Annotated in this window: 11 protein-coding genes and 1 pseudogene; 9 read left to right on the top strand and 3 right to left on the bottom strand. The window is 68.0% G+C overall.

Going from position 1 to position 13,305, the window contains the following annotated elements; all coding sequences use genetic code 11:
- Positions 1-70 precede the first annotated feature (70 nt).
- The 3 genes and pseudogenes from ABIC66_RS00990 to ABIC66_RS00980 all read left to right on the top strand — a co-directional run.
- Positions 71-546 (top strand): annotated as a pseudogene (locus ABIC66_RS00990) (hypothetical protein); the annotation flags it as partial.
- 403 nt (positions 547-949) lie between these two features.
- A complete protein-coding gene (locus tag ABIC66_RS00985) occupies positions 950-2,227 on the top strand; it encodes a glycerate kinase type-2 family protein (protein WP_354067386.1) in 1,278 nt (425 codons plus the stop codon).
- The gene (locus ABIC66_RS00980; protein WP_354067384.1) at positions 2,224-3,345 is read left to right on the top strand and encodes a tartrate dehydrogenase; all 1,122 of its coding nucleotides are present in this window, start codon (positions 2,224-2,226) and stop codon (positions 3,343-3,345) included. The genes ABIC66_RS00985 and ABIC66_RS00980 overlap by 4 nt, the downstream gene beginning before the upstream one ends.
- 119 nt (positions 3,346-3,464) lie before the next feature.
- Here the strand turns inward: ABIC66_RS00980 and ABIC66_RS00975 are convergent, their stop codons facing one another.
- Entirely contained in the window at positions 3,465-5,618 is a 2,154-nt protein-coding gene (locus ABIC66_RS00975) for a TonB-dependent receptor (RefSeq protein ID WP_354067383.1), read from the bottom strand.
- A gap of 151 nt (positions 5,619-5,769) precedes the next feature.
- Entirely contained in the window at positions 5,770-6,531 is a 762-nt protein-coding gene (locus ABIC66_RS00970) for a GntR family transcriptional regulator (RefSeq protein WP_354067381.1), read from the bottom strand.
- Between the two features lie 143 nt (positions 6,532-6,674).
- Here ABIC66_RS00970 and ABIC66_RS00965 point away from each other — a divergent pair, with 143 nt between their 5' ends.
- From ABIC66_RS00965 to ABIC66_RS00945, 5 genes are all read left to right on the top strand, one after another.
- The gene (locus tag ABIC66_RS00965; protein ID WP_354067379.1) at positions 6,675-8,012 is read left to right on the top strand and encodes a CitMHS family transporter; all 1,338 of its coding nucleotides are present in this window, start codon (positions 6,675-6,677) and stop codon (positions 8,010-8,012) included.
- Between the two features lie 211 nt (positions 8,013-8,223).
- Positions 8,224-9,609: an acyclic terpene utilization AtuA family protein gene (locus ABIC66_RS00960; protein WP_354067378.1), complete on the top strand. Its 1,386-nt coding sequence runs from the start codon at positions 8,224-8,226 to the stop codon at positions 9,607-9,609.
- Complete coding sequence (locus ABIC66_RS00955) at positions 9,609-9,917, top strand: DUF4387 domain-containing protein (protein ID WP_354067376.1); 309 nt, start codon at positions 9,609-9,611, stop codon at positions 9,915-9,917. Before ABIC66_RS00960 ends, ABIC66_RS00955 begins: the two co-directional genes overlap by 1 nt.
- 20 nt (positions 9,918-9,937) lie before the next feature.
- On the top strand, positions 9,938-10,372 hold the full coding sequence (locus ABIC66_RS00950) for an acyl-CoA thioesterase (protein ID WP_354067375.1): 435 nt from the start codon (positions 9,938-9,940) through the stop codon (positions 10,370-10,372).
- Between the two features lie 192 nt (positions 10,373-10,564).
- Positions 10,565-11,620, top strand: a complete 1,056-nt coding sequence (locus tag ABIC66_RS00945) for an AbrB family transcriptional regulator (protein WP_354067374.1) — start codon at positions 10,565-10,567, stop codon at positions 11,618-11,620.
- A 35-nt stretch (positions 11,621-11,655) separates the two neighbouring features.
- Here the strand turns inward: ABIC66_RS00945 and ABIC66_RS00940 are convergent, their stop codons facing one another.
- Positions 11,656-12,348, bottom strand: a complete 693-nt coding sequence (locus tag ABIC66_RS00940; protein ID WP_354067372.1) for a Crp/Fnr family transcriptional regulator — start codon at positions 12,346-12,348, stop codon at positions 11,656-11,658.
- A gap of 92 nt (positions 12,349-12,440) precedes the next feature.
- On the opposite strand from ABIC66_RS00940, the gene ABIC66_RS00935 reads away from it, so the two are divergent.
- Entirely contained in the window at positions 12,441-13,208 is a 768-nt protein-coding gene (locus tag ABIC66_RS00935) for a class II aldolase/adducin family protein (RefSeq protein ID WP_354067370.1), read from the top strand.
- Positions 13,209-13,305: the final 97 nt, after the last annotated feature.

The following is a 13,305-nucleotide window of genomic DNA, read 5'->3' as shown; positions in this document are numbered from 1 at the left end:
AATACTGGCTCGGGCGCCGCGCGTCCGTCGCTACCCGGCGCCAGCGGCCGAGGCCTGCCGGGCTTTTCTGATGCTGCGGTTCGGACTGCATCTCGGTGTACGGCAGAAGAACCTGCGACAACTGCTGATCTGCGAGCGCGGGGCGCCGGCTTCGTCGGAGCGTCGGCTGGAAACGCTGAAGTGCGGCGAGCTGAGGTGGAATGACCGGGAGGGCGGCTGGGAGGCTTTCATTCCGGCGGTCGCGTTCAAGAACGCCGGCTCCTCTTACTTCGGTCGCCAGCCGTTCCGCTTGGTGCTGCCGAACCTTGGCGGCCTGTACGACCAGATCAACGCGTATCTCCGAACGCATCGGCCGCGGCTGTTGGGCCGCGCGCCTGACCCTGGAACATTCTTCGTCAAGACCATGAAGGCGACCAGCAAGAGCGCGGCCTATGACCAGAACACGTTCTATGAGGCCTGGCGTCTGGCGATCCAGAGGTACGGGATCTTCAATCCATACACTGGCCGCGGCGCCATCGCGGGCCTGCTTCCTCATGGGCCGCACAACGTGCGCGACGTTCTGGCGACACACATCCTCAAGAAGACCGGCTCCTACGAGCAGGCGAGTTATGCGATCCAGGACACGGCGGAGACAGTGGCCAAGCGCTACGGCCGCTTTCTCCCGAAGGATAAGGCCGCGCTCGCCGCGAAGATCCTGAACAAGGCCTGGGAGGACGCTTAGCGGCCAGCCTAAGGTTGGCGGATGGGCATGGTGGCCAGGGTTAAGTGGTGGCCTCAAGTTGTCGCTTTTCGCCGGCCCTGTGAGATCAAGGGCTTACGCCGACAGGACTAGGTGGCCCCGACACGCTTGTGCGTTGTCGCCTTGCAACTGATTTGATGCGTTTTGCGCATTGGCCTCCGACGCCGCCGAAAGCCTAACCCAAAGCGCGGGGAAGGCCCGGGAGGCAGCGTGGACGACCAGGAGAGCCGCAAGGCCCTGAAGGGGATATTCGAGGCGGCGGTCGCCGCGGCCTCGCCGGCGGTGTGCGTTGCGCCGCACTTGCCGAAGCGACCGGACGGACGAACGGTTGTCATCGGGGCCGGAAAGGCGGCCGCGGCCATGGCCCTGGCGGTCGAGACCCACTGGGACGGGCCGCTGGAAGGCGTCGTCATCACCCGCTACGGGCATGGCGCGCCCTGCGGGAGGATCCGCGTCGTCGAAGCGGGCCATCCGGTGAGCGATGCGGCCGGCCTGGAGGCCACAGCCGACATCGTGCGCATGATCGGCGGCCTCTCGCCTGACGATCTTGTCCTATGCCTGCTCTCGGGCGGCGGCTCGGCGCTCCTGTCGTTGCCGGCGCCGGGCCTTGGCCTCGCCGACAAACAGGCGGTCGGCCGAGCGCTGTTGCGCAGCGGCGCGCCGATTGGCGAGATGAACTGCGTGCGCAAGCACCTCTCGGCGGTCAAGGGCGGGCGGCTGGCCCTGCTGGCCGCCCCGGCCAGGGTCGTCACCCTGGCGATTTCCGATGTCCCGGGTGACGACCCGGCGGTGATCGCATCGGGCCCGACCGTGGCCGACCCGACGACACGTCACGACGCGCTGGCCATCCTGGAAGGACGCGGAATTATCGTCGCGCCGCGGGTCAAGCTCTGGCTCGAGGACCCGCGCAGCGAGACGCCCAAGGTGGTCCCGAGCGGCGACATGCGTCTGGTGGCGCGACCCCGCGAGGTCATGACGGCGGCGGCGGAGGCCGCCCGCGAGCTGGGCTTGCAGCCGTTGGTGCTGGGCGACGCGCTCGAGGGCGAGGCGCGCGCCTTGGGCGCGGCCCACGCCCGCCTGGCCCTGCAGGTGGCCGAGGGCCTGACGCCCGGCCAAGCCCCCGTCGTCCTGATCTCCGGCGGCGAGACCACCGTCACGGTCCAAGGACGCGGACGCGGGGGACGCAACGCCGAGTACCTGCTGGCCCACGCCTTGGGCCTGGCAGGTCGCGCGGGAATCCACGCCCTAGCCGCCGACACCGATGGGATCGACGGTTCGGAGGACAACGCCGGGGCGATCATTGCCCCCGACAGCCTGTCGCGAGCCGCGGCCCTAGGCCTCGAGCCCGCCGAGCGGCTCGGCGACAACGACGCCTACAGCGTCTTCGCGGCCCTGGGCGACCTCCTCGTCACCGGCCCGACCCGCACCAACGTCAACGATTTCCGGGCGACCCTGATCAACGCCCCTTCCGCGGAGAGCCACCCATGAGCAAGGCGCGCCTGCACCGCATCGCGGTCATCCCCGGCGACGGCATCGGCAAGGAGGTGGTCCCGGAGGGCTTGCGGGTCCTGGAGGCGGTGTCGCGCCGCTTCGGTTGCCGCTTCGCCTTCGACCGCTTCGACTTCGCCTCGTGCGACTACTACCTCGCGCACGGCCAGATGATGCCGGACGACTGGAAGGCCCTGATCGGCGGTCACGACGCCATCTTCTTCGGCGCCGTCGGCTGGCCGGCCAGCGTGCCCGACCATGTTTCGCTATGGGGCTCGCTGATCCAGTTCCGGCGCGAGTTCGACCAGTACGTCAATCTTCGCCCGGTCAAGCTGATGCCAGGCGTGCCCAGCCCCCTGGCCGGCCGTCAGCCGGGCGACATCGACTTCTACGTCGTGCGCGAGAACACCGAGGGCGAATATTCCTCGATCGGCGGCCGCATCTTTCCCGGCACCGAGCGCGAGGTGGTCGTGCAGGAGACGGTGATGACCCGCATCGGCGTCGACCGGATTCTGAAGTACGCCTTCGACCTGGCTCAGCGGCGCGAGAAGAAGCACCTGACCTCGGCGACCAAGTCCAACGGCATCTCGATCACCATGCCTTACTGGGATGAGCGGGTCGAAGCCATGGCGCCGGCCTTTCCCGACGTGCGCTGGGACAAGTACCATATCGACATCCTGACCGCGCACTTCGTGCAGCATCCCGATTGGTTCGATGTCGTCGTCGCCTCGAACCTGTTCGGCGACATCCTCTCCGACCTTGGTCCGGCCTGCACCGGCACGATCGGCATCGCCCCGGCCGGAAACATCAATCCCGAGCGGCGCTTCCCGTCGCTGTTCGAACCCGTGCACGGCTCGGCGCCGGACATCGCCGGGCGGGGGATCGCCAATCCCGTCGGCCAGATCTGGTCGGCGGCGCTGATGCTCGACCATCTGGGCGAGCATGAAGCCGCCGCCGCCGTGGTTAGGGCGATTGAAGCCGTCCTGGCCCAGCCGCAGCTTCGCACCCGCGACCTGGGCGGACCGTTGGGCACGCAGGCTTGCGGGAGGGCGATCGCGGACGCCTTGGCGACCGAAGGCGAAAAATCCTCGAAAGGGATGCGGAAAGCCGGGGCGTGAAGCCTGAGGCGTGACGTCTTGGCCGGCGCCGGATCAAGGTCCGCGAAAGGCCGCCAGCTCTTATCCCCGCCCGGGGCTGGCGACCGGCTGAAGGCCGGTCGCCGCGTCGCGGGGCCCCCTCAATGCTTCCAGTTCAGCGTGACGCCGAAGGTGCGGGGCGGATTGTAGGCGCCGAAGTTGGCCCCCAGGAACGTGGCTTGGAAGGTGCGCGTCACCTCGTTGCTGAGGTTCTTGCCCCACAACGATGCCGACCAGTGGTCGCCGGGGGCGGTGTAGATGGCCCGGGCGTCGAAGAAGTTGGTCGGGTCGCGCCGCTCGGGACCTTCGTTGGCGTTGTCGTCGAAGATCATGCTCTCATAGCGGTAGTCGACCGCCAGGCGCAGGTCGCCGCCGCCGGTCAGCATCAGGTCATAGGACGGCGACAGCACCAGCTTGTGCCTGGGCGTGCGCGAGATCCGGTTGCCGGCGTAGTCGACGCCGGGCTCGGGCTCGAACTCGTCGAACTTGGCGTCGGTGTAGCCATAGCTGGCCACCAGGCGCGCGCCCGAAAACGGCCGCCAGGCCAGGTAGGTCTCGTAGCCCTTGATCGTCGCCTTGCCGGCGTTGTCCGTGACGACCGACAGGTTCGGCAGGGTTCGCCGCGTCTGCAGGTCGGAATATTTCATCACGTAGAGGGTGTTGTTCCAGACCAGGGTCCCGCCGAGGAAGCTGCTCTTCTGGCCGATCTCGTACTGGGTGGCGAACTCCGGCTCGAAGCCGTCGCGCGCGTCAGCGGCGCTCGCCGGCGTGTCCTGGAAGCCGCCGCTCTTGAAGCCGCGCGAGGCCATGGCGTAGAGCAGGTGATGCTCGGCCGGCTTGAAGTCGACGCCGGCCCGCCAGGTCCAGGCCTTGTAGCTGTCCGAGATCAGGACGTTGAACCGCTCGCGGGCGCGAAACACGGTGTTTCCCGCCACATTGTCGACCCGGTAGTCCTTGTCGTCCTTGGAGTAGCGCAGGCCGCCGATCAGCGAGACGCGCTCGCTCACCGGCACGGTGACGTCGCCGAAAGCCGCATAGCTCTGGAGCTCGGCTGACTGGGTGTAGATCTCCGTGCCGGGCCGGCCGAGATTGATCACCAGGCTGTCGCGTCGATCGGTCTGGCTGTGGAAGGCGTAGAGGCCCGCCACCCAGCGCACGCGGCTTTCAGGCAGCGATGAAAGACGAAGCTCGTGGCTGGAGAAGTCGCTGGCTTCGTCGTTGCCGCCAGAGATGCCGGCCCGATTGAAGGTGGGGTTGCCACCATCGAAGTCGTAGGCGGCGTGATAGTCGAGGTCGCGATAGGACCCCAGATAGGTGAGGGTGGCGAAGGACAGGTCGACGTCGCCCTGCAGGCGCAGGCCCCAGGTGTCGCGGTTCTGGAAGCCGTTGTCGGAGCCGGCGGTGTGCTTGCGGTCGCGATTGACGGTCCACAACGCCGAGGATGGATCGCTGGTGTCCAGGTCCAGGACGTGTTGCGCCGGGCCGGTCGCGCGGTCGCGCGTACCGTCGAGGCTGGCCTGCAGCCTCACGCCCTCCCGCGGTTCGACGCGCAAGGCCAGGCGTCCGCTGCGGGTGTCCTGGTCCTCGATGTCGCTGCCGGTGAAGGTGTTCTTGACGTAGCCGTCGTGGGCGCGCCAGGCGCCGCTGGCGCGGATGGCGGCCTTGCCGCCCGCGAACGGCGCGTTGATCACGCCCGCGCCTTCGAGGCGGCGATAGTTGCCCGCCGTCAGTTCGGCGCCCGCGTCGAAGCGGTCGAGATCGGGTCTGTGGGAGACGACATTGATCGCCCCGCCGACCACGTTGCGGCCAAAGAGGGTGCCCTGCGGCCCCTTGAGCACCTCGATGCGCTCGACGTCGAAGGCGTCGAAGGCCACGGCGGCGGGGCGGCCGAGATAGATTTCGTCGAGAAAGACGGCCGAACTGGGATCGCCGGCGGCGCCGCGGTCCGAGGAGCCGATGCCGCGGATCGAGATGCGCGGCTGCGAGGCGGGAAAAGCGTCGAACTGCAGTCCGGGCGTCAGACCGGCTACGTCGTCGATCTGGCGGATCCGGGCCTGCTGCACCTGATCGGCCCCGAAGGCCGTCACCGTGACAGGAACCGCCTGCAGGCTTTCGCTGCGCCGCTGGGCGGTGACGACGACCTCCTCGATCTGGGCGACGTCTGGCGCGGCGGTGGTCTGGGCGTTCGCCGATGCGGCGCCGATGAGCGCCAGAAGCGCGGGTCCATAGGCCAAGGCTTTGCGGCTAGCCGCCATGTTCAACTCCCCAATTCTTGTTCTTGCGGCATGGGGCAGCGCCCCGCCGACGCACGACCTTAGGGGAGGTGGATCAAATCCGTCAATAAATTGGATGCAATTGCTATGGAGAATGGATGCGGCTATGACGGACCTTTGGGAGGACCGGGGATCATCGCCGGATAGCGATGGCGTGCAGTCGGGTCCGTGTGGAAAGAACGTGGTCCGTCATGAGCCGTCCTGCCTCGATGCTGTCCTCGGCCTGGATCGCCGCCAGGATCTTGCCGTGCTCGTCCTGGGACTGACGGATATGATCGGGCGGCGTCGCCGGAACCTGGCGAAGACGGGGGGGCACGCAGGCGGCCACCACCGGACACAGGCGCGCCGCGTCACCGAACAGCGGGTAGACCAGCGTCATGCGGATGGCGTTGCGCAGCGAGGCGTTCTGCGCCGCGTGCAGGATCTGGGCGTGGAACTGGCGATTGACCGTGTACCAGTCGAGCTCGATCGCCTGCGACCACGCGCCCTTGTCGACGATCGCGCGCCCGGCCGCTTCGAGAGCCCGAAGATTGTCCAAAGCTTCCCGCGACCAGCCAAGGTCGACCGAGGCGCGCGCGGCCAGCCCCTCGAGCGCGGCGCGGGTCTCGATCGAGTCGAAGATGTCGCCCAGCGACATCGCGCGAACGGTATAACCGCGATTGACGCTGTAGCTGACCAAGCCCTCGGCCGACAGGACCGCCAGGGCGCTGCGGATGGGCGTGCGCGAGACGTTCATCTCCGTGGCCAGTCCCTCGGCGCGAAGCCGCGCATCTGGGGGGATTTCGCCGGTCACGATCCGCTCGCGCAGGCGCGTCAGGACGGTGTGGGTCGACGGCTCGATATAGGGCGTCTCCTGCGCGATCGTGTCCTGGTCCTGGGCTGCCTCGACCGTCATGTCCGCTCTCTGATTGATGCGCCGCGCGGCGCGCCTTCATCTCCATACACCGGGCGGCGCGAGATCGCGCAAGCCGCCGCGAGCCATCGCTTGGACCGGACGATGTCCGTCATCCATCCCATTCCCCAGCCGGAGACCGCTTCGTGATCGAGTTCCTGCGTCAGCCCGCCGTGCTGGGCCTCCTGATGGTCGTGACCTTTATGACCCTGATCATGACCAAGAAGATGTCGGCGGTGGCGGCTCTGCTGATCGTGCCGATCGGCTTTGGCCTTCTGGCCGGCGCGGGCGCGGGCCTTGGCGACATGATCATCAAGGGCGTGCTGCAGGTGGCGCCGACGACCTTGATGCTGTCGTTCGCGGTGCTCTATTTCGCGGTGATGATGGATGCGGGCCTGTTTGATCCGCTGGTGCGCAAGGTGCTCTCCATCGTCGGCGACGACCCGGTGCGCATCAGCCTGGGCACGGCGATCCTGGCCACCGTCGTTTCGCTGGACGGCGACGGCACCACCACGGCCCTGATCGTCATCACGGCCTTCCTGCCGGTCTATCGGCGGGTGGGCATGAACCCGCTGATCCTGGCCACGCTGCTTGGGCTGGCCAACGCGCTGATGAACTATGTGCCCTGGGGCGGTCCGGCGGCGCGGGCGGCGGCCGCCACCCACGTCGATCTCGCCGTCGTCGTCGGTCCGATGCTGGCGCCCGCCGCCGTGGGCCTGCTCGCTGTTCTCCTGCTGGCCTGGCGCTTCGGGATCGCCGAGCGCGAACGGCTGGGCGAGCCCGCCGCGCGCGAGGCCGCCCTGGCGAGCCCCGCGCCCCCGATCTCGGCCATCGCCGAGACCCACGGTCATGCGGATGCGCGCCGCCCCAAGCTCTTCTGGTTCAACCTTCTGCTGACGCTCGTGTTGATCGTCGGCATGGTCTCGGGCCTGGCGCCGCTGCCGGTGCTGATGATGGCCGCCTTCGCCATCGCCCTGACCGTCAACTATCCGTCCCTGAAGGACCAGAAGGCGCGCTTGAGCGCCCATGCCGACAGTGTCGTCAACATCGTGATCCTGCTGTTCGCGGCCGGCGCCTTCACCGGGATCCTGAACGGCGCGGGGATGGCGGACGCCATGGCCAAGACCGCCCTGTCGATGATCCCGCCTCAGGTGGGTCCGTACCTTGCTCCCATCACCGCCCTGGTCAGCATGCCGCTGACCTTCGTGATGTCCAATGACGCCTACTATTTCGGCGTCGTTCCGGTGGTGGCCCAGGCGGCGGCCGGTTTCGGGATCGAACCGGCCGCTATCGCCCGCGCGGCCCTGATCGGCCAACCCGTCCATTCCCTCAGCCCGCTGCTGGCGCCGATCTACCTGGCCTGCGGGTTGTTGGGCGTGGACGTCGCCGACGCCCAGCGCTTCAGCCTCAAATGGGCGGCGGCGATCTGCCTGGTGGTGCTGGCCGCGGCGCTGGCGACGGGCTCGATCCCGCTACGCGCCTGACCGCCTGGTCGCGACCGGCGCGAGGTGAGCACTTCATGTCGGTCGGCGCGACGGGGTCGAACCTCCGCCGTCCAAGCGCTGAACTCGGGCGCGAAACAAGCCGAAGTCCACGTGTGAAAAATGGATGCAATTTATTGACTCATTGCATCCCATTCCTTAGGTCTCTCGCAACAGGCGGCCGCCAGGGCCGCGACCCTCGTGGTGGAAACGCATGTTGAAAGCCCCCATCAAGATCATTGTGCCGTGCGGTTCGCTCGGCGCAGGCGTCGACGAGGCGGAGGTCCGCCGCGGCCTGGCCCTTGGCGCCCACGCCATCGCCACGGACGCCGGCTCCACCGACAGCGGCGCGGCCTATCTCGCGCTTGGCATGTCCAAGAACAATCGCGGCTCGGTCAAACGCGACCTGGCCATCCTGATGAAGGCGGGCGCGGAGGCGAAGATCCCGGTCATCGTCGGGACCAGCGGCCAGGCCGGCGGCGACAAGAACCTCGACTGGACGCGCGACATCGCCCTGGAGATCGCCGGGGAGCTGGGCCTGAAGCCGAAGATCGCTCTGCTCTATGCCGAGCAGGACAAGGCCTCGCTGAAGGCCCGTAACGCCGCGGGCGCCATCAAGCCCCTCGAGCCTCTGGGGCCCTTGGACGACGCCACCATCGACGCTTGCGACCACATCGTCGCGGTGCTCGGCGCCGAGCCCTACATCGCCGCTCTCGAGGCGGGGGCGGACATCATCCTGGGGGGGCGCACGACCGACACAGCCGTGCTTTCCAGCTTCGCCTTGATGAAAGGAGCGCCGTGGGGACCCGCTTGGCATGCGGCCAAGATCGCCGAGTGCGGCAGCCAATGCGCCGTCTATCGCACCAAGGGCGCGGGGGTGCTGATCAGCATCGACGCCGAGGGCTTCGAGGTCGAGCCGCTGAGCCTGGAAAACCGCTGCGACCCCCGCAGCGTCTCGGCCCACATGCTGTACGAGAACGCCAATCCGTTCCACCTGACCGAACCCGGCGGCGTGCTCGATGTCACGGCGGCGCGCTATGCGGCCCTGGACGAGCGCCGCGTGCGGGTCACCGGCTCGGCCTGGCGGGAGAAGCCCTACACGCTCAAGCTGGAGGGCGCGGGCGCTGGCGGGTACCAGACGATCATGCTGGTCGGCATCCAGGATCCGGAGGTTCTTGGCCGCCTGGACGAGTTCCACGACAAGATGCTGGCCGCCCTCAATCGCCGGGTGAAGATGACCATCGGCGAGGCGGCCGGAGACTTCCACATCTCGCTGCGGCTCTATGGTTGGAACGCCGTTTCCGGCGACAAGCCGCCGGAAGGCACGCCGGCGCCGCGCGAGGTGGGGGTCTTGTTCGTGGCCACGGCCGCGACGCAAGATATGGCCACCCAGATCGCCAAGGCTTGCAACGCCTGGTTTTTCCACTTTCCGATCGTCGAGAACGAGGAACTGCCAAGCTACGGCTTCGCCTTCACCCCGGCCGACATCGAGCGCGGGGCCGTCTACGAGTTCAAGCTCAATCACGTGGTCGAGATCGACGACCCCATGGCCCTCGTCCGCACCACCTGGATCGACCTCAAGCAGAAGGAAGCGGCGTGATGACGACCGTCAAGGATGTTTGCCGCCATGTGAGGTCCAAGAACGCCGGGCCCTATTGGGTGACCTTCGACCTGTTCTTTGACGGCGCCGAGACCTTCGAAAAGCACCATGCCAATCCGGCGCTGGGGCCGGCGCTTTTCCAGAAGCTGTTCGGGGCCGACCCGACGCTGGTCCGCCACTACCCCGTTCCCGACCTGAACGTGGTCAAGATCTCCTATGCCCGCACCGCGCCGCAGGGCGGGGTGGTCGAGCGCGACATGCACTGCGGTCAGCAGTTCGTTCGCCTGCTCGACGTGCCGCTCGACTGACCGGACGCGCGGAGCGCGGCATGACGCTCGTCTGCAAGGCGCCGCGCGGCGTCGCGCCCGTCGGGCCGCTGACCGACCATCCCGTCGTCATTCGGCCCGAGGACATCGACCACATGGGCCACGTCAACAACGCGGTCTATCTGCAGTGGGTGCAAGCGGCGGTCATCCGCCACTGGGAGCGGCTCGCCGACGCCGAGGCCGTAACCCGCCATCTCTGGGTGGCGTTGAAGCACGAGATCACCTATCGCCGGCCTGCCTTCCTGGCCGACAGCGTCGTGGCGACCACGGGCATCGAGGCCGCCGCCGGGGCGAAGGCGCGGTTTCGAACCCTGATCCGTCGCGGCGACGACCTGCTGGCCGAGGTGACCAGCCTCTGGTGCTGCCTCGATCACGCGACCCACCGACCCGTTCGCCTGCCTCGGGCGACGCTGGCGCGCTTCGTCGCTCAGGGTTGAGACGATGGAAAGCGCGATGCTCAGGGAAACGACGGCGTCCCTGGCGGCCCTCGGCCAGGTGCTCCTGATCGCCCTCGTCACGGCGACAACGCTCTTGTCTGAAGCCTTGCGCCTCTCGCCTCACCCCGGCGCCGCCCGGAGCGACGAGCGGTGAGCTGGCGGCGAGCGCTTCGGCGGGCGGCGATCCAATGGATGCTGTTGGCGAGCGCGACGACCTTAGCCGACATCGGCCTCGTACTGGTTCATGCCCCCGCCGCGCTTCTTCTGGGACCGCTTGTCTGCGCGATCGCCTTCGGCGTTTGTGGCGCGACGGTGCGCCCTCCCGGCGTCATGCGCTTGGCCAGTTCGAGCCTGATCGGCTGTCTGGTCGCCGTTTCCCTGGGCGCGGCCTTGGGGCCCGCCCTCTTGGGCCACCTTCCAACCTTCGTGCTGATCGGCGTCTCGACGGTGGCGTTGAGCCTCGGCCTGGGCTGGACCCTGGCGCGGGCGGGCTGGTTCGAAGGGGCGACCTCGGTCTGGGGCCTGTCGCCCGGCGGCGCGGCGAGCATGGTCGCCCTGGCCCAGGAGACCGGCGCGGATGCGCGCACCGTGGCCATGATGCAGTACTTCCGCGTCTTGCTCGTCGCGGCCGCGGCGATCGGCCTTTCCCATGTCGCATCGCCCGGCCTGCATGCCGCCCCCGCCAAGGCCTGGCTGGGCGCTGTCGAGCCTCGCGGACTGGCCGAGACCGCGATCTTGGCCCTGACCGGCGCCCTGCTCTCCAAGGCTCTGAAATTTCCGGCCGGCGTATTCCTGATCCCGGGTCTTGCCGGCGCGGTGCTGATAAAGCTCGGCTGGATGCATCCACAGGCGCCCCCGCTGCTGGGCGCCATGGCCTATGCGGTGGTCGGTTGGAATATTGGCCTGAGCTTTACCCCCGCCAGTTTGGCCCATAGCGCCCGCGCCATGCCCCGGATTGTCGGCTCGACCTTGATCCTGATCGCGCTCTGCGGCCTTTCTGGCCTTGCGATCAGCTTGGCCTTCGGCGTCGACCCGCTGACGGGATATCTCTCCACGAGCCCCGGCGGGGTCGACTCGATCCTGATCATCGCCGCTTCGACCCGTGTCGACCTGCCATTCATCCTGGCGGCGCAGGTCATGCGGATTATCCTTGTACTGATGATCGGCCCGTGGGCCGCCGCCCGGGTGGCGCGCTGGAGTCTGCCCAAGGCGACGCCGCGCCCGCCGAATGGGGGCGGGAGCGGCTAACGCCCGGGGCGATTTGGCTAATGGGATTCAATTTCTTACGCCCACGTCGCCGCCGCGCCGCCGAGCTTGGCAAGGCGACGTCGATCGACGATGTCGATACTGGCGTAGCCCAATGCAACCACGCCGTCGGCCTCGAGCTTGCGCAGGCCGCGGTTGAGGGTTTGGCGACTGACGCCCACGACGCCCGCCAATTCAGCTTGGCGAACAGCGACGGGACCCGTCCCGCCGGCTTCGTCGGCGGCCTTGAGAAGCGCTCGCGCGATCCGCGTGGCGACCGGCTGGCCGGCCCTCTGCTCGATGAAGGCCAGGGCCGCGCGCTGGTTGGCGCAGACCAGAAGTCCAAGGTCACGGAAGAGGATCGGGTCTTGCGCGCATAGACGCCCGACGGCCGGTTGCGACAGGTGCAGGAGGCTGGCGGCGCCAAAGGCGATGGCGTCGTGCGGGCGCGGCAGGCCATCCAGGGTCGAAAGCTCGCCAAACCAAGCGCCAGGCCCAAGGATCCGCACAAGGATCTCCATGCCGCTCGCGGGGTAGCCGACCAGCCGGACCTGACCCTCCAGCACCGCCCACAGGCCGTTGGGCGCATCTCCCGCGCCGTAGATCCGCCCCGCGTCGGGTGCGGTGGCGATGCTCGCCGCGTCCAAGACCGCAGCGGCCCGGGCGGGCGTCAGGTCCGCGAACCAGGAACCGGTCTCCAGGATGCGGCGGTGGGCGAGGGTGGGACGCACGAATGCCTCAGCGCAAGATTGTCGCGGTCGCGACAATCTCGATCTCGACCCGGTGCTAGCCTGCGGTCAATCCAAAAGCGGAGGAAACCAACATGACCGTGGCTCTTAAAGTCGCCCCCAGCGTGCGCGAGCGCGTGTCACCAGCCGAGTGGGCCTTGCGTGTCGACCTGGCCGCCGCCTTTCGCCTGGCGGCGCTCTACGGGTGGGACGACCTGATCTTCACCCACATGTCGGTCCGTATTCCCGGACCCGAGCATCACTTCCTGATCAATTCGTACAGCAACATGTTCGAGGAGATCACCGCTTCGAACCTGGTCAAGATCGACCTGAATGGCGACAAGGTCATGGATGGCCCCGGCACGGTGATCCGCGCCGGCTTCGTGATCCATTCCGCGATCCACAGCGCCCGCGAAGACGCCAACGCTGTGATCCACCTGCACACGCCGCAGGGCCAGGCGGTCGCGGCCTCGGCCGAAGGCCTGCTGCCGGTCACCCAAACGGCGATGATCATCTATCACGACCTCGCCTACCATGAGTCCGAAGGCATCGCCGAGGAGATGGAGGAGCGTGAGCGCCTGGTCGCCGACCTCGGCACCAAGAACGCCATGATCCTGCGCAATCACGGCACGATGGCGGTGGGCGAAACCATCCAGCAGGCCTTCCTGCGAATGTATTTCCTCGAGCGGGCCTGCGAGGCCCAGGTCCTGATGCCGACCGGTCTTCACCTGCCCGCCGCCGGCGTGGCCGACGTGATCAAGCGCCAGGTCAGCGGCCCGGCCGCCAAGCTGGTGTCGGAGCAATTCGCCTGGCCGGCGCTGCTGCGCAAGCTCGACCGGATCGACCCGAGTTATCGCGACTAGGCCCGCCGACCGAGCGCGGACAACCAAAAGGCCGCGCTCGGTCATGCCCGAAATCTATTGTTCGATGCACGTTGCGCACTGGACCCTGCAACGCTTC

The sequence above is a fragment of the Caulobacter sp. 1776 genome, assembly GCF_040545685.1.
GTDB lineage: Bacteria > Pseudomonadota > Alphaproteobacteria > Caulobacterales > Caulobacteraceae > Caulobacter.
The sequence above is the reverse complement of the archived record's forward strand: the minus strand, read 5'-3'. Positions and strand labels throughout refer to the sequence as shown.